Here is a 16,204-nt window from a genome sequence, read left to right as displayed (position 1 = left end):
GGTTCGCTCAAGACAGCAGGAACACGGCCGTGTTCGCGACGGCGAGGGCGGTGGCCGCGACGCTCACCGCGGCCAGCGCGGCGAGCACGAGGACGGGCCAGCGCCCGGTGGGGGCGGCGGGGGCGTCGCGCAGGGCCGCCGCGCGCCACCGGTCGACCGGGAGCTTCAGTTCCTCGTGCTCGAAGAACAGCACGTAGGCGTCCGGGTCCGTCGCCGCTTCCAGGGTGTTGGCGTAGCGGGCGCGGTCGCCGACGACGGCCGCGCCGACCTCGTCGGCCGCCCGCGCGCAGTGGTACAGCATGTGGTCGCGCAGCGGGCGCAGCAGCGGGAAGGACCGGGCGACGGCCATGACCCGGGGCAGGTACACGAGGTGGTCGTGCAACTGGGCGTGCGTCTGGGCCAGGGCCGCGCGGTAGTGGCTCTCGTCCAGCCTGGCCAGCGCACCCGAGGTGACCAGGAGCCGCGGCGGCGACAGGGCCTCCAGCAGCATGCCGTGGCGCGGTTCGTCGAACACGTGCACCTCGATCGGCGAGCCGTCGGCGAGGTGTTCGAGGCGGCCGTCGAGGTGCGGCAGCTTGGTCAGCTCGGACCGCATGTACTCCATGGTCTCCTGCCAGACCGCGGCCGCGCCCGCCCGGACGGCGAGCACGACCAGGAACCAGAAGACGAGGAACAGCGTCGCGAAGAACACCAGGCTCGGCGCGCCGTACTCGGGGCCGTCCCAGCCGCCCCACTGGGCCACCTCCGGGACCGCCGCCAGCCCGCGGGCCGCGGCGACCCCGAGGGCCACGATGGCGGACAGGCAGAGGGCGTCACCGGCGCGGGCGAGCCAGCGGATGGCCAGATCGGGCCGGAGGCGCGGGCGCGCCAGGCGGAGGGCGCCCAGCATCAGCAGCGGCACGACGAAGACGCTCACACCGCACAACACCCACGTCGACCACAGCATCGCGTTCCCCTCGGCTCGACCAGCCGAAAGGTGCTCGCGCCTCGGCGCGTCCCAGGGTAAGCGCGGCCGGGCGCGATCCGAACGCGACGGTTCTCACGCCCGATTTCCCTCAGGTCCGCCGAAAACGGGCGAGGGCGCGGTCGATGAGGGCGTCGTTGGCACCGAGGTAGCCCGCCGGGTCGAGGAGGGCGTCGACGTCGACCGCGGCCAGTTCGGGGGCGGCGCGCAGGGCGGCGGAGAAGTCGGGTTCGCGGGAGAGGCGGGTGAGCAGCTTCTTGGCCTCGACCTTGCCCAGCAGCGGTGCCAGCGCCACGTTCAGCCGCTCGGAGACGATGGTGCCGCCGGTCAGCGCCAGGTTCGCCCGCAACCGCTCCGGGAACACCTCCAACCCCTCCGCCAACTCGGCCGCGGTAGCGGCAGCGCCCCCGACGAGCCGCAGGATCTCCCGCAGCGGCTGCCACTCGGCGTGCCACGCCCCGGGCGCGCGCTCGTCCTCGGCGATCATCGACTGGGCCAGGACGGTCGCGTACACCGGGACCTGCCGGGCGGCGGCGGTGATCAGCGTGGCGAGCACGGGGTTGCGCTTCTGCGGCATGGCCGACGACACACCGCGCCCCTCGGCACTGGGCTCGACGACCTCGCCGACCTCGGTGCGGGACATGCCCTGGACGTCGAGGGCGAGCTTGCCCAGCGCACCGGTCACGACGGAGGCGGCGGCGGCGATGTCGGCGTACGGGGTGCGCAGCGCGTGCCAGGGCACGGTGGGCTCGACGAGGCCCAGGTGGCGGGCGAAAGCGGTGATGAGGGCGGGGCCGTGGTCGGGATCGCCGGAATACTCCACATAGGACGCCAGGGTGCCCGCCGCGCCACCGAGCTGGGCGGGGAGGACGACGGCGCGGACGCGGTCGACGGCGTCGAGGGTGAGGGAGAGCCAGCCCGCGGCCTTGAGCCCGAACGTGACGGGGACGGCGTGCTGGGTGAGGGTGCGGCCCGCCATGACGGACCCGCGGTGCGCGTCGGCGAGGTTCGCCAGCGCCGTGGCGACGCGGTGGAGGTCGCGGGTGACGACGGTGAGGGCGCGGGAGACCAGGAGCATGGCGGCGGAGTCGAGGATGTCCTGGCTGGTGCTGCCCCGGTGCACGTATTCGGCGGCGCTCGGGGGGACGCGGGCGGTGAAGGCGGTGACGAAGGCGACGATCGGGTTGGCCCCACCCCGCGACTTGACGGCCAGGTCGACGACATCGATGTCCGGGACGGCCCCCGCGATGGCGTCGGCCGCTTCTCGTGGGATGACGCCGAGGTCGGCCTGGGCGCGGGCAAGGGCGACCTCGACCTCCACCATGCCCGCGACCCAGGCCTCGTCGCTGACCAGGTCGACGACGTCGGTGCCCGCCCAGACCGGGGAAAGCAGCCCGCTGTCCACACCCGCCACAACCACTCCCGCCACTCGGCTCCAGGTGCGCCGAGCCTATCGGTCGGGCGGGAGGCACGGGCAAGGGCGGGAACTACCTCGCGGAGACGACCGGAGTGCGCGCCCTGGCATTCAACCTCGGCCAGGGAGCGCCCTGTCGGCCATACCGGACGCTCCCGATCAAACGGGGTCATTCCGGCTGGAGGTCCTCGGGCCGGAACCGTGTCAAGGGCCGCGCGGCCGAAACCGCGTCAACCAGCACACGGTCGGGTGCGCCGAGCCCCCTGCGCACCCAGTGCCTGCCGTTGGCGTCCATGAAGTACAGCGTGGGCCCGGTAGTGCGGCTGGAGAAGGTGTTCGGGACACCCTCCTTGCGGTTCAGCCGCAATTCGGCCGTCACCTGCTCACCGGGGCGCACGACCTCGAAGCCGTCCTGCCCCGAGCCGAACTCCTCAAGCCGCACGACGAGGTTGAACACCGGCAGTTCGCTGTAGTTGCGGACCGCGACGGTGAGGTCCATCGTCCGGAACGCCGCCGCCAGCGGGTACGACTCCTGCTCGACCGCCGCCACCACGGGGCGCGCCTGCCGCGCCTGCTCGTCCAGGTCCGTTCGCCTGCGGATCCGCACCTCCCGGACCAGCAGGAACAGCGTGGCGGCGAAGGCCAGCCCACTGAACACCCCGCCCAGTACCGATCCCAGCGCGTCCCACTCGCTCCACCCCACCGGTCGATCTTGGCCCGGGTGCGGAGCGCGCACAACACCCCGGACTCCGGTCAGTCGAACGAGCGAGTCGGGAACGAGCAGGAGCCGATCTCGCGCGAGAACTGGCACATGCCTCCGGCCCCCGGTCAAGCCGGGCGCGCGACCGCCTCGGCGGGCAAGCAGGCCACCGCCTCCACCGCGAGGGCCGCGCGGGCGATCGCGTCCGCGTCGGCGAGGATGACCGAGTTGACGCCCGGGCGGATGCCCGCCGCCGTGACCCAGTGCACCGACTCGGTCGGCACGCCATAGGCGAAGCGTCGCCGGTGGGGGTTTCCGCCGGCGTCGATCAGGTGGTAGGGCCGTTCCGTAACAGCCAAGCCGCCGGTTTCGACGGCGCCGCTCGGGTCCGGCATCCGATAGGGAGCGCACTCGCCCCGGTCCCGCAGGTAGGAGATCAGCGGGTCCGTGGTCGTGCGGATGTCGACCTCCGGCACCCGAGCCTCGACGAGGGTGCTGACCCACACCCCCGAGCCCGCCACCACCGGGGAGCTGACCAGGAAACCCCGCTCCCCCCGGTCCACCCGCATCCCCGGCCCCACGACCCGCACGACGTCGGCCTCGATCAACGCCACCAGCTCCGCGACCCGGCGGGCAGGCGGGCCGATCGACAGGTACGCGTTCAACGGCGTGTACCAGCGGTCCAGGTCCGCGCGGTACGACGAACCCGTGACACCCCCGTGGTCCACGGCCAGCCGGATCTCGTTGCGCAGGTCCCGCAGCACATCCAGGGCGGCCTTCACCGGATCGCTGACATTACCGCCCAAAGCCGCGTCCACGTCATCACGCAACAACCGCAAGAGCCACGACGAGAACTCGGCGACGGAAGCGAACCGGCGCCCCTCGTGCGGATACGCGATCCGCTCCCAATCCCAAGGGGCGACGCCGAAACGCGCGGGCAGGTCCGGCTCACCCGCCAGGAACCGGGCCTCGAACTCCGCCCCGCGCTCCCCCAGCAGCGTCCGGTAGTAGACCAACTCCACCTCACGCGCCACCAGCGGCCAGATATCGTCCCGAAAGGACACTCCTGAACGAGCCCGCAGCGACGCGATCACCGACGGCGTCAGGAAAACCGGCTCGTGGCGACCGTACACCCCCTTCTCGTTCTCCCCCCGAGCGTGGTACGGCACCCCCCGACGGGAACCGGCGATGATCAACGGCTCCCGCCCCGACGGCACGTACGCCAACGACCCGTCCGACCGTTCCTTGAACTGCCCGCCCCGGTCGGTCGTCAACAACGCGAGGTGGTCGAAGAACGCCAAACCCATGCCGCGCACCGCGATCGGCTCACCCGGCATGATCGGCGACAGGTCGACTTCCGCCGGGTTCGCGGGCGGCCAGTACCCGAGCCCGCGCTCCTCGGCGAACTCCGCGAGGTCCCCGAGCACCGGCATCTCCACGTGCCCCTGCGCCAGCACCACCGCCGCCAGCCCGTCCAGCACGGTCCCGTCGTCGAGCGTGACGACCTGCGAACCGTCCGGCGACTCGTCCAGCGCGACCGCCGTGCGCCGGTGCAGGAACACCGGTGCCGACCGGCAGACCCGGGCCAGCACCCAGTCGAGGTAGTGCCCGTAGAAAGCCCGCGTCGGGTACGTGTTCGGCGTCAGCGACCGGGCCTCGGCCACCACCCACGCGGGTTCGGTCACCTCCCGCGCCCACTCGTACAGGCTCGGGCCGGGCACGATCGGGCCCGCGCAGTCCACGCTCGGGTCGGTGAACATCGAGACCTGGGAGGCGACGGTGTTCATCAGCAGCGACGGCGGCTGCCGCACCGACCACACGCGACCACCCGAGCCCGCGTGCGGGTCGACCAAGTGGACGTGCAGCGGCTCGACGGCGTTGGCGCACAGGCGTTCCACGACGCTCAGGCCGCGGGGGCCCGCGCCGACCACGCAGATCCGGCGGGGCGGGGTGGGAACGGGCATGCGGTCGCACCTCGTCGGTCGTCGACGCGCGGGGGCGGCCCTCGCGGCACGCCCCCGCGCGTCGGTGTTCAGCTGCGCGCGGACTTCACCGCGCGTGGGGGGGTCACTTGATCTCGATCATGGGGCACCTCCCTCGCCAGTCTCCGCCCGGACGCCGACTGTTGCCGGGACCCTGGCCTCGTTCCCCACGCCGGTGGGCGTGTCGGGGTCGAGGGCGGCGCGCACCGCGACGGTCTCGACGCCGCGTATGACGGCTTCGGTCCCCTCGGCGGTGAAGTAGCGGGTGTCCACCGACATGGTGAACTCGATCGCCCCCTCGGGGTCGTCGACGTGCAGGTACAGCTTCTGCCGGGGCATCCCCGGCTCGTCCTCCCAGTGCGCCTCCGCGCGGGCCGCCGCGTCCGCCAGCTCGGCCGCGGAAGGGTCGTCGCCCTCGCTCGGCGCGCGGTCGGACTTGCGGCGGTCGTTGTAGAAGCACGAGAAGTCGACGGCCTCGCCGCGTTCGGCGAAGACCCGGTCCACGACCTCGTCCTGCGCGTCGGGGTCGTAGTAGGCGTGCTTGTAGGCGTTCATGGTGCTGCGCGCGGCGCGGGCGACCGCCTCACCGAGGGTGATGTCGGCTACGTCGATCAGGTAGGGGCTGATCTGCACGATCGTGCTGACCGAGTCCGCGAACCCCGGCCGGAACCGGTTGCTCACCATCAGCATCGCCAGCACGGGGTTGGCCGCCCCGGCCCGGGCCAGGGCGACCGCGAAGCACGCCAGCAGCACCGGCGACGTGCTCACCCCCGCGCGCCGAGCGATCGCGTCCACGGCCAGCCGGGTGGCGGGCGAGCGGAAGCGGATCATCCGGAACTCGGGCTCGTCGGAGTACCGGACCGGCCGGAACCGGTCCACCGAGACGGTGCGCAACACCTGTTCGAGGTACTTCAACGCGTTCGCGGACTGGCGCAGCGCGGCGGGCTCGGCCTGGCGCCGCGCCTGCTCCAGCGGCTGCACGGCGGTGACCGGCGGCAGCGTCGACGGGTCGACGCCGAGTTCGCCGATCAGCACCTCCAGCCCACCGGCGTCCATGGACAGGTGCAGGTAGACCGCGACCATGTGCGTGAGGGCGCCGTCCTTGCGGACCAGCCCCATGCGCACCGGCCACTCGCGCTCGTAGTCGAACGGGACCGACGAGTACCGCTCCTGGGTGTCCGCCGCGACCGCGGCCGCGTCGGCCGTGCCCGCGTCGACGATCTCCAGGACGACCTCGCCGGACTCCGACACCCGTTGCAGCGGCCTGCCGTCGGTCAGCACGAGCCGGGTGCGCAGGGCCTGGTGCCTGCCGACCACCGCGGCCAGCACCTCGGCCGCCGCCGCCACGGTGTACCCGGGCGGCAGGGCGATGCGGCCGCCCATGGTGCGGGACTCCCCCGAGCGCTCGATGGCCTGCCAGATGCCGATCTGGCCCCAGGTCAGCGGTTCCGTGCCGGCACCCGCGCCGTGGAAGGGAACGGGGACGCGCTCCACCTCCGACAACCACATCACCACCCTGGGCTCTTCAGGACGGCCCGGATGGCCTCGGCCAGCTGGGCGCGGTCGGGTTGCAGGGCGACGTCGAGTTCGGGGACCGCGCCGACGATGGCGCCGTCGGGTCGGGTGACCCGCTTGGGCGGGGCGGTCAGCCGCATCTCCTCGGCGGCGGTGGCGAGGACCTCCGCGCCCATGCCGCAGGCGCGGTTGGAGTCGTCGAACACCACGAGCCGCCCCGTGCGGGCGACCGACTCGGCCAGGCCCGCCCAGTCGAACGGGTAGACCGACCTCGGGTCCCACACCTCGATGGACGCCTCGTCGGCCAGTTCCTCCGCCACGGCGAGCGCTTCGTGCACCAGGTGTCCTAACGCGACAACGGTCACATCGGTGCCCGCTCGGTGCACGCGGCCCTTGCCCAGGGGGATCGGGCCCAGGTCGGCGTAGTCGACGTCCTCGCGGACGGGCAGCGCCGCCAGCGGTCCGAAGAAGACGACCGGGTCGTCGTCGCGGATGGCGGTGGTGAGCAGGCCGTACGCGTCGGTCGGCGTCGCCGGGAGCACGGTCTTGACGCCCATGTGCGCGAACAGGCTGTACGGCTGGTCGGAGTGCTGCGCGCCCCACCCGGCCCGCCAGCCCGCGGCGGGCATCAGGTACGTGACCGGGACGCTGCGCTGGCCGCCGCTCATCAGCAGGAACTTGTTGGCCTGGTTGGTGATCTGCTCGAACACCAGCAGCAGGAGGAACGGGATCTGGAACTCCACCACCGGCCGCCGACCGGCCATCGCGGCGCCGGTGGCGAAGTTGGTGAAGCCCTGCTCGGTGAGCGGGACCTCGACGACCCGGTCGGGGCCGAAGCGGTCCAGGAAGCCCGCGGTGACGTTGGTGAGCGCGAAGTTCATGTCCTCACCGAGCACGAAGACCGACTCGTCGCGGTCCATCTCGTCGCCCAGCGCGCGGTTGAGCGCCTTGAGGTACGACAGCTTGGGCATCCCTCCTCCTCTCGGTTTTCGGCGGCACAGCACAAGCCCTGGTAGTCGCAAGTCCTAGAGGGACACACCGGCGCGCGGGCGGAAGCCGTCCGCGTACATGTGGTCCATGGCGTCGGCCGGGTCGGGCCGCGGGCTCTCCAGCGCGAACCGGACGACCTCGTCCAGCTCGGCCTCGATCTCCGCGTCGACCCGCAGCCGATCGGCCTCGGGAACCCGCGCCGCCTGGATGTCCAGCGGGTCGCGGGCCTTCCACTCGTCGATCTCCGACTGCTCCCGGTACTTCAGGCGCGTCTTCAGCTCGAACGTGTGGTGGCCGTGGTAGCGGTAGGTGCGCATCTCCAGCAGCGACGGCCCGCCGCCGGAGCGGGCCCGGTCCACGGCCTCGGACACCGCCGCGTACACGGTTTCCGCGTCCTGTCCGTCCACTGAGGAAGACGGTATCCCGAACGCCTCACCTCTCCCGGTGATCGTACCGGACACCGCGGTGTCCACGGGAAGGGTTGTGGCATAACGGTTGTTTTCACAGATATACACAACCGGCAGCTGCCACAACCCGGCCAGGTTGAAGCCCTCGAGCAGCGCGCCCTGGGTGACCGCGCCGTCGCCGAAGAAGCTCAGCACGACCGTGGGCTCGCCCGCTCTCTTCGCGGCCCAGGCGATCCCGGCCGCGATGCCCGCGCCGTGGCCGACGGTGCCGGTGGCGTTGTAGACCCCGGCGGTGAAGTCGGACGGGTGGAAGGACCCGCCGCGCCCCTTGTCGATGCCGGTCACCTTGCCCGCCATCTCGGCCAGCACCCGCTTCGGGTCGCAGCCCTTGGCGAGCAGGTGCCCGTGTCCGCGGTGGCTCGACAAGACGATGTCATCGGGTTCGAGCGTCGCGCAAGCCCCGGCGGACACGGCCTCCTGGCCGATGCACGCGTGCATGCCGCTGACGATCTCCCCGGCGCGGACCAGGTCGAGCGACCGCTCCTCGAACCGCCGGATGTACCGGATCATCCGGTACAGGGCCAGGCTGTCAGGCATGACCACCGCCCAGCGCCGCCAAGACCTCGGCAGGCCACTGAGTGGAATCCTTGCCGTGCCGAGCGATCAGCGCGAACGCCAACCGCTCCAGTCCGAACGCGACACATGACGTGTGCGCGGGCTCCCCACCGGCGGTGATGCCGAAGATGTCGCCGAAGTGCTCCTTGTGGTAGTTCGCCGAGGCGACCGCCTGCACGGTGCCGTCCGTGACCGGCACCCGCAGCTCCCACTTGAGCTCCTGCATCCGCTGCGCGGCCTGGTATACCTTGCGGCCCGCGCCGAAGAACGGGTCGTCGGCGATCTCCACCGACACGTCGAGGCCCAGGTCGGTGAACCAGCCCTCGACCTGCTCCAGCCGGGCCGCCCGCCACTTCAGGCAGTGCTCCTCGGTGGCCACGGTGACCAGCTCCAGCATCCGGAAGGACCGCAGCCGCCCCGGTTCGCTGGTGGCCTCCTGCCGGAAGCACGACGCCTCCACGGTCACCTTCGCCGCGTCGTCGAGCGTCTGCCCGGCGATGGTGGCGTACACGGGGTAGCACGCGGCGGGCAGCAGCACCAGATCACCGATCTGCTGCTGCGCGTACCACTCGCCCCCCTGCTCCACCAACGGCTTGAGCCGCGACCACCCGCTCGGCGTGCCGCCGTAGCCGTGGACGGTGCCGAGCAGGTTCGGGAACGCCTGCACGTACCCGGCCCTCTCGATGGTGGCCCGCGAGATCACCGGCGGGATGATCAGCCGCTGGAACGGTTCGTCGGCGGCCAGCGCCGCGACACCCGCGCGCAGCAGGTCGACCACCCGCTCGAACCCGGGCGGGGACAGGAACACCCCCGGCACACCGGTGTCGAGCGGCAGGTCGGTATCACCGAGGTTCACCATGGCGCAACTCCCTCCAACGGCCAGCGGTGCTCGCGCACCCGGTAGTCATCGGTCCCCGCGAGCGCGACGGCCGCCGCGTAGCCCGCGGGCGCGGGCAGGTCCCGCACCCGGTACGGTCCGTCGGCCTGGTGGACCACCGCGCGGGCGTGCACGGGCAGCCGCAGACCGGGGAACAGCCGCCCGCCCGCCGCCTTCACGCACGCTTCCTTGCGGGTCAGCAGCCCGGTGAACCGCGCCGGGCGCTCCCCCGGCGGGCACTCGGCGACGTGCCGGGCCTCCGCCTCGGGGTAGTAGCGCGCGGCCGCGCGCGCGAAGTCGAGCCCGTCGCCGACGCGTTCCAGGTCGACGCCGACGGCGCGGGACGCGGTGTGGGCGAACAGCGCGAGTCCGCGCGACCGGGACATGCTCACCCGCAGGCCGTCGACCTCGGGCTTGCCGTGTTCACCGATCTCCCACCGCACGCGGTCCGGCGCGATGCCGAGTTCCCGCCCGGTGAGCACGCGCGCCACACCGTGCGCGATGACGAACTCGCGGCGCCGCGCGGTGTCCATCTCGTCGGCGCGGCCGCGTTCGGCCCGGTCCAGCAGGCTGTCGAGCCGGTTGAGCAGCGTGGTGGGCATGGCCGTGTCGATGAGCCACACCCGGACGGTGTCGCTCATCCCGGCACCGCGACCCTCGCCACAGTGTAGTCCACTGTGGAAAGACACAACAGGCCCAGCGACGGCTCGTAGTCCCCGAGCACGACCAGACCTTCGCGCGGCAGGCGCGTGAGCTCCCACCACACCCCGGTGTACGGCTGCCCGGCGTCCGCCACGACGTCGGCCTGGCCGGGCGCCGCCTCGGCGAGCCGGGCCGACGCGATGACCGTGGCGTCCACCTGCCCCGCCGCGAGCCGCGCGACCTCGGCGGCGAACAACCCGCCGACCCGGCGGGCGTCGACCCCCGTGTGCTGCTTGCCGACCACGGGACTCCCGTCGGTCTCCAGCCGCAGCGCGACACCGGTGTGCCGGTCCGGGACCGGCGCGGGTTCGAGCTGCGTGTAGTGCAGGGCCGACTGCTCCACGACGAACACCAGCGCCCGGCGGCACGCGCCGGGGCCCAGGTACGACTCGGCGAGCCGCAGCGCGGTGAAGGCCGCGCCGCTGCCCTGGTCGCACACCGCGAACGCCATCGGCTTGCCCGGGCAGCGGTCGCTCAGGTAGGCGGCGGTCGCCCGCCCGAGCCGCAGGTCGTGCATCGCGAACGCCATGACCAGCAGGTCGACCTGCTCGTCCGGGCCGACGACCGCAGGCAGCAGCACCTCGGCCATCTCGCCGAAGGAGTGGCCGACGCCCGCGGTCAGCAGGTCGTCCCGCAGGTCGTTGCCGTACGGGCGGACGAGGTCGGCGAGGAACGGGCGCAGCGCCGGGTCCAGCGCCGTCGGCGAGGTCTCGTCGAAGACCTGCGCCACAACCGCGCTCAACCGCAAGGGCGGCAACGGATCGGTGCCCGGTGGGCCGGACGCGAACATCACTCGTCCGCGACGGTGTGCGTGGCGATGTACGCGGCGAGGGTGCCGACGGTCTCCAGGTCGCCCTGGTCGATCTCCTCGACGTCGATCTGGATCTCGAGCTCGTCCTCCAGCTCCAGCAGCAGCTCCAGCGTGCTGGCGGAGCTGAGGCCGAGCTCGGTGAACAGCTTGGTGCCCGCCGACAACTCGGTCACCTCCCGCTTGAGCACGCGGGGCAGCAGGTCCGCCATGCTCTCGGTGACCCGGTCGCGCAGCTCGGCCTGCTCGTCCGTCAGCTCGACTGACTTGGCCTCGACAGATCCGACAGGTCCCACGGGACCCACCCCTTCCGTAAAACGCTAGTGCTCGAAGACCATCGCGGAGAACGTGGCGCCCAACCCGGCGGCGCCGACCAGGTACCGGTCCCCCGGTCTCAGCCGTCCGGTGTCGAGCGCGGTGCGGTAGTTGAGGAACGGGTCGGCGGCGAAGCTGTGGCCGGTGAGCGGCACGTTGTCGAGCACCACGCGCTCCACCGGGTAGCCGATGCGCTTGCACACCCGCCGCCACGACACGGCGTTCACGTTGTGCGGCACCAGGAGCGCGATGTCGTCCAGCGCCACCCCGGCCTGGTCGACGGCGGCCAGCAGCACCTCGGACAGCAGCGCCGGGTACTCGTACTGGAACCGCGCGGCCAATGCCTGGTCGATGATCAGCCTGCCGTCGAAGTCGCCGCGGATGCTGGTGGTGTAGGAGAGCAACCGGTCCGACGACCCGTTCGCGCTCACCAGCACGGCGGCGGCGCCCTCGCCGAAGATCGCGGTCTCGGGGACCAGCCGCGCGTCCGGGGTGAAGGTCTTCTCCCCGGACACCACCAGCGCCAGCGCGTCCGGATCCGGGTCGCCCGCCAGCAGCCTGCCCGCGACGTCGAACGCGAGCAACCCCGTGGCGCACGCCTGGTGGGTCACGGTGAACGACAGCGCGTGGTCCAAGCCCAGCTTGACGCACAGCTCGCGCAGCGGGTTGTGCGGGTACGGCACCGCGGCGGGCATACCTCGCGCGTACACGACGTACCGCACGCGGTGTTCGTTGCCGCGCAGGGTCTCCAGGCCGCCGGTGGCCGCCAGGAGCAGGTCCAGCAGGGTGCCGTCCTGGTCGTAGCAGACCTCGGAGAGCCCGTGGAAGCGGCGGAACAGCCGCACCTGCCGCTCGGTCAGCCCCAGCCAGTCGGCCAACTCCTCCAGCGCGCGCCGGTCGGGTGGCAGGTAGGCCGAGACCTCCTCGATCGCGGTCACGACGGCACGCCCGTCGACGCCCCCGGGTCCAGCGCGGCGGCCACCAGCACGGTCTCGATCTCCCGGAGCAGGCCGACGAGTTCGTCGGGGGACGCGCGGTGGGTGTCGCCGGTGAGGGTGAAGCGGATGGCGTCCGGCACGTCGTCGACGTCGAGGTACAGCAGCGCGCCGTCCACGTCGTCCCACCGCACCCACTCGTGGCCGCCGCGCCCGACCGCCGCCTCGATCTCCGCGGCGGACGGGGCGACGATCGCGCGCTCCTCGCGCGCGGGCGGGCGGCGGTCGTTGAAGTAGGTGTCCATCTCGACCGGACCACCGAGGTCCTCGGCGACGGCGGCGACCATGGCCGCGCGGCGCTCGGGGTCGTGGTAGGCGTACTTGTAGGTGACCATGGTGGCCTGCCGGGCGCGGTGCACGGCCTCGTCGAAGGTCGCGCCCGCGACGTCGAGCAGCAGCGGGCAGGTCTGGGCCATGGTGCACACGGACCCGAGCAGCGACTGGCGGAACCGGTTGTTCACCGCGATCTGCACGGCCACCGGGTTGTTGCCGATGGTGCGGGCCAGCGCGGTGGCGTAGGCGGCCAGCAGCACGGGCGAGGTGTCGGTGCCGATGCGCGCGGCGACGGCGCGGGTGGCCAGCAGGCTCGCGGGCGAGGTGAACTCGACCTCGCCCCAGCGCGGCGACCGCGTCTCGTCCGCGGTCCCGTCGACCCGCTTGGCCGAGACGGTGCGCAGCACCCGCTCCCAGTAGCGCAGCGCGGCGTCGCTGTTGCGGAGCACCGCGGGCTGCCGCTGCTGCGCGGCCAGCTCCAGCGGCTGGGTCGCGGTCAGCTCGGCGGTCGGCTCGCCGGTCGCCGGGTCCATCGTGGACAGGTCGGCGACCAGCGCCTCCAGGCCGTGCGCGTCGATGTTGAGGTGGTTGTAGACCGCGACGGAGTGGGTGGCCCGCCGGTCGGCGACCGCGACCCCGTCGGCGCTGCCGGTCACCACGACCGCCATCCGCACGGGCCACTCGTGCTCGTGGTCGAAATCCTTGTCCTCATAAGCCTTCTTCACCCGGTCCGCGACCGCCGCCGGGTCCTCGGCCCCGGCCTCGACCACCTCCAGGGCGATCTGGCCGGACTCCGACACCCGCTGGCGCGGTCCGCCGTCGGCGGCGTCGAAGCTGAGCCTGGTGCGCAGCGACTGGTGCCTGCCCATCACGTAGCGCAGCACGGTGACCGCGTCACCCGCCGTGCTCCCCGGCGGCAGCGCCACGATCCCGCCCATGGTCTCGGCGCGGCCGGTCTTGGCCACCACCCGCCAGACGGTGCGCTGCCCCCAGGTCAGTTCTCCGGTCCCGGATCCGGTACCGCGGAAATCGACGAGGATCGTGTCCGTCATCGCTTGCCACTCCCCGCCCTGTGTGCTGTGGGAGGCATTGTTGGTTGACGCCCGGGAATGTGTCAATACTCCACTCGCCGACCCATTAGTGCGGCGTTCGGTCTCACCGGGACGGTGCACAGATTTGTCGTGACGGTCGTGAGAGCGGTGCGGTACCTTGTCGCGCAGTCGCCTGTTTTGGAGGTCGCGCGATGGCGCTATTCGAGGAAGTCGCGGGAATACTCCGAGAGGTCGTCGGCCCGTGCGGCGGATGTCCGCCGGGAATTGCTCCGAACGCCACGCTCGAGGGGGACCTGCGCTTCGACAGCGTCGACGTGGCCGCCGCAGGCGCCGCGCTGGCCCGGCGCTTCGGCGACCGGGTCGACCTGGTCGGGCACGTGTCCGGGCTGGACCTCGACGCGCTCACCGGGCTGACCGTGGCCCAGGTGGTCGACTACGTCGCGGCGCGCGCCGCGTGAGCCGCTACCTGCTGGTCGTGCCGCCGCTGGCCGGGCACGTCAACCCGAGCCTCGGCCTCGGCCAGGCGCTGGTCCGCGCCGGGCACGAGGTCGCCTGGTGCGGCCCGGAGCTGCACCTGCGTCCCCTGCTGGGCGCGGGTGCGACGGTCTTCCCGACCGGGTCCCGGCTGTTCCGGCCGCAGTCCGACCACGGCCTCGCCGCCGTGCGGTCGGTGTGGGATCGCTTCATCGTGCCCTACGCGCGGTTCAGCCTTCCCGCCGTCGACAAGGCGATCGCCGAGTTCCGACCGGACGCGCTCGTGGTCGACCAGCACTGCCCGGCGGGCGCGATCGCCGCCCACCGCCTCGGCCTGCCGTGGGCCACCCTGGCCTGCTCGACCATGGACCTGGGTGACCCGCTGGCGGTCCTGCCCAGGGTGCACGAGTGGGTCCTCGGCCGGGTCCGGCACATCTGGGACAAGGCGGGGATGCCCGCCGACGAGTACTTCGACCTGCGGTTCTCCCCGCACCTGGTGCTGGCCACCACCAGCCGCGAGTTGGTGGGCCGGGATTTCCCCGAGCACTTCCGGCTGGTCGGCCCGCTGCTCGCCGAGCGCCCCGACCAGCCCGGGTTCCCCGCCGGGTGGCTGCGGCCGGACCGCAGGCGCGTGCTGGTCTCCACGGGCACGCTCGCCGACGACGTGTCCGCGCGGTTCCTGCGCGCCGCCGTCGCCGCGCTGGCCCCGCTCGGCGACCGGCTGCAAGCGGTGTTCGTGGCCCCGCCCGCGGAGCTCCCGGACCTGCCGGAGCACCTGTTGGCGCAGGCCAGGGTGCCGATGCTGGACCTGCTGCCGCACCTGGACCTGGTCGTCTCGCACGGCGGCCTCAACACCGTCTGCGAGTCGCTGGCGCACGGCGTGCCGCTGGTCGTCGCGCCCATCCGGCACGACCAGCCGATCAACGCCAACCAGGTGGAGCACGCGGGCGCGGGCCTGCGGATCGGCTTCGCCAGGGCGGGCGCGGCGGACATCCGCGCGGCCGTCACCACCGTCTTGGGCGATCCCGGGTTCCGGGTCGCCGCCGCCCGCGTCGCCGAGTCGTTCGCGCGCGCGGGCGGGACCGGGGCCGCCGTCGCGGCCCTGGCCCGCCTCACCGAGTCGCCGGTCACCACCGGCCCGAGCAGGAGCACGTCATGATCGAGGTCAAGGGACTGCGCAAGTCCTTCACGCTGGGCAAACGGCGCAAGACCCGCTCCGTCGAGGCCGTCCGCGGCGTCGACCTGTCGGTGGCCGAGGGGGAGATCTTCGGCTTCCTCGGGCCGAACGGCGCGGGCAAGACCACTACGGCGCGCATCCTGTGCACGCTGCTCGAACCCGACGACGGCGAGGCCGTCATCGCGGGCGCCGACCTGCGCAAAGACCCGGGCGCGGTGCGCACCCGGGTCGGGTACGTGCCCCAGGGCGGCACCACGACCGACGAGATCACCGCCCGCGAGGAGCTGGTCCTGCAAGCCCGGATGTACGGCATCGGCAAGGCCGAGGCGGTCGAGCGCACCGAGAAGGCGCTGGCCGCGTTCGAGCTGACCGAGTTCGCCGACCGGCAGTGCAAGACCTACTCCGGTGGCCAGCGCCGCCGGGTGGACATCGCCATGGGCATCATCCACGAGCCCAAGGTCCTCTTCCTCGACGAGCCGACCACCGGCCTGGACCCGCAGTCCCGCGCGCACCTGTGGGACGAGGTCCGCAGGCTCCGCGACCAGGGCATGACCGTCTTCCTCACCACGCACTACCTGGAGGAGGCCGACGCGCTCTGCGACCGGATCGCGATCATCGACCACGGCGAGATCGTGGCCCTGGGCACCCCGAGCGAGCTGAAGCACGGCGTGGCCGGTGACGTGGTCACCGTGGGCCTCAACGGCAGCGGGCCGCGCGCCGCGGAGCTGTTCGACGGCCGCGACTACGTGCGCAAGCTCGAACTCGGCGACGACGGCCTGCGGCTCTACGTCGACGACGGCTCGACCGCGATGCCGCAGATCATGCGCGTGCTCGACGGCGGCGACATCCACTTCGACACCGTCGAGGTGCACCGCCCCAGCCTCGACGACGTGTTCCTCACCAAGACCGGCCGCTCCCTGCGGGACAAGTAGGAGTCACCCACC

The 16,204-nt window shown here is 72.6% G+C and carries 16 protein-coding genes; 3 read left to right on the top strand and 13 right to left on the bottom strand.

Going from position 1 to position 16,204, the window contains the following annotated elements; all coding sequences use genetic code 11:
* Positions 1–7: 7 nt before the first annotated feature.
* The 13 genes from CLV40_RS11435 to CLV40_RS11375 all read right to left on the bottom strand — a co-directional run bounded on the left by CLV40_RS11435 (position 8) and on the right by CLV40_RS11375 (position 13,609).
* Positions 8–946 (bottom strand): M48 family metalloprotease, encoded by a 939-nt coding sequence (locus CLV40_RS11435; RefSeq protein ID WP_104478868.1) that lies wholly within the window; start codon positions 944–946, stop codon positions 8–10.
* A gap of 109 nt (positions 947–1,055) precedes the next feature.
* Positions 1,056–2,378 (bottom strand): class-II fumarase/aspartase family protein, encoded by a 1,323-nt coding sequence (locus CLV40_RS11430; protein WP_104478867.1) that lies wholly within the window; start codon positions 2,376–2,378, stop codon positions 1,056–1,058.
* Positions 2,379–2,547: 169 nt separating this feature from the next.
* Positions 2,548–3,081, bottom strand: coding sequence for a hypothetical protein (locus CLV40_RS11425; RefSeq protein ID WP_104478866.1), 534 nt, complete (start codon positions 3,079–3,081; stop codon positions 2,548–2,550).
* Between the two features lie 125 nt (positions 3,082–3,206).
* Positions 3,207–5,042, bottom strand: a complete 1,836-nt coding sequence (locus CLV40_RS11420) for an FAD/NAD(P)-binding protein (RefSeq protein WP_104478865.1) — start codon at positions 5,040–5,042, stop codon at positions 3,207–3,209.
* A 117-nt stretch (positions 5,043–5,159) separates the two neighbouring features.
* Entirely contained in the window at positions 5,160–6,554 is a 1,395-nt protein-coding gene (locus tag CLV40_RS11415) for a condensation domain-containing protein (protein ID WP_245931247.1), read from the bottom strand.
* A 14-nt stretch (positions 6,555–6,568) separates the two neighbouring features.
* Positions 6,569–7,546, bottom strand: a complete 978-nt coding sequence (locus tag CLV40_RS11410) for an alpha-ketoacid dehydrogenase subunit beta (RefSeq protein ID WP_104478863.1) — start codon at positions 7,544–7,546, stop codon at positions 6,569–6,571.
* A 54-nt stretch (positions 7,547–7,600) separates the two neighbouring features.
* On the bottom strand, positions 7,601–8,569 hold the full coding sequence (locus CLV40_RS11405) for a thiamine pyrophosphate-dependent dehydrogenase E1 component subunit alpha (protein ID WP_245931227.1): 969 nt from the start codon (positions 8,567–8,569) through the stop codon (positions 7,601–7,603).
* Positions 8,562–9,446 (bottom strand): class-II aminoacyl-tRNA synthetase family protein, encoded by an 885-nt coding sequence (locus tag CLV40_RS11400; protein ID WP_104478861.1) that lies wholly within the window; start codon positions 9,444–9,446, stop codon positions 8,562–8,564. Before CLV40_RS11400 ends, CLV40_RS11405 begins: the two co-directional genes overlap by 8 nt.
* A complete protein-coding gene (locus CLV40_RS11395; RefSeq protein ID WP_104478860.1) occupies positions 9,440–10,105 on the bottom strand; it encodes a 4'-phosphopantetheinyl transferase family protein in 666 nt (221 codons plus the stop codon). Before CLV40_RS11395 ends, CLV40_RS11400 begins: the two co-directional genes overlap by 7 nt.
* On the bottom strand, positions 10,102–10,956 hold the full coding sequence (locus tag CLV40_RS11390; protein ID WP_104478859.1) for a 2-hydroxy-acid oxidase: 855 nt from the start codon (positions 10,954–10,956) through the stop codon (positions 10,102–10,104). The genes CLV40_RS11395 and CLV40_RS11390 overlap by 4 nt, the downstream gene beginning before the upstream one ends.
* Complete coding sequence (locus tag CLV40_RS11385) at positions 10,956–11,270, bottom strand: phosphopantetheine-binding protein (RefSeq protein ID WP_245931226.1); 315 nt, start codon at positions 11,268–11,270, stop codon at positions 10,956–10,958. Before CLV40_RS11385 ends, CLV40_RS11390 begins: the two co-directional genes overlap by 1 nt.
* A 24-nt stretch (positions 11,271–11,294) precedes the next feature.
* A complete protein-coding gene (locus CLV40_RS11380) occupies positions 11,295–12,227 on the bottom strand; it encodes a 3-oxoacyl-[acyl-carrier-protein] synthase III C-terminal domain-containing protein (RefSeq protein WP_104478858.1) in 933 nt (310 codons plus the stop codon).
* Positions 12,224–13,609, bottom strand: a complete 1,386-nt coding sequence (locus tag CLV40_RS11375; RefSeq protein ID WP_104478857.1) for a condensation domain-containing protein — start codon at positions 13,607–13,609, stop codon at positions 12,224–12,226. The genes CLV40_RS11380 and CLV40_RS11375 overlap by 4 nt, the downstream gene beginning before the upstream one ends.
* A gap of 191 nt (positions 13,610–13,800) precedes the next feature.
* Between CLV40_RS11375 and CLV40_RS37130 the strand changes: the two genes are divergently transcribed.
* Genes CLV40_RS37130 through CLV40_RS11365 form a run of 3 tightly spaced genes read left to right on the top strand, consistent with a single transcriptional unit; the run spans position 13,801 to position 16,192 of the window.
* Positions 13,801–14,067, top strand: a complete 267-nt coding sequence (locus tag CLV40_RS37130) for a hypothetical protein (RefSeq protein WP_146107992.1) — start codon at positions 13,801–13,803, stop codon at positions 14,065–14,067.
* On the top strand, positions 14,064–15,242 hold the full coding sequence (locus CLV40_RS11370) for a glycosyltransferase (protein ID WP_104478856.1): 1,179 nt from the start codon (positions 14,064–14,066) through the stop codon (positions 15,240–15,242). Before CLV40_RS37130 ends, CLV40_RS11370 begins: the two co-directional genes overlap by 4 nt.
* A complete protein-coding gene (locus CLV40_RS11365; protein WP_104478855.1) occupies positions 15,239–16,192 on the top strand; it encodes an ATP-binding cassette domain-containing protein in 954 nt (317 codons plus the stop codon). Before CLV40_RS11370 ends, CLV40_RS11365 begins: the two co-directional genes overlap by 4 nt.
* Positions 16,193–16,204: the final 12 nt, after the last annotated feature.

The organism is Actinokineospora auranticolor (genome assembly GCF_002934265.1).
Lineage (GTDB): Bacteria > Actinomycetota > Actinomycetes > Mycobacteriales > Pseudonocardiaceae > Actinokineospora > Actinokineospora auranticolor.
Note: the sequence above shows the minus strand (reverse complement) of the source record. Positions and strands in the feature narration are given on the sequence as shown.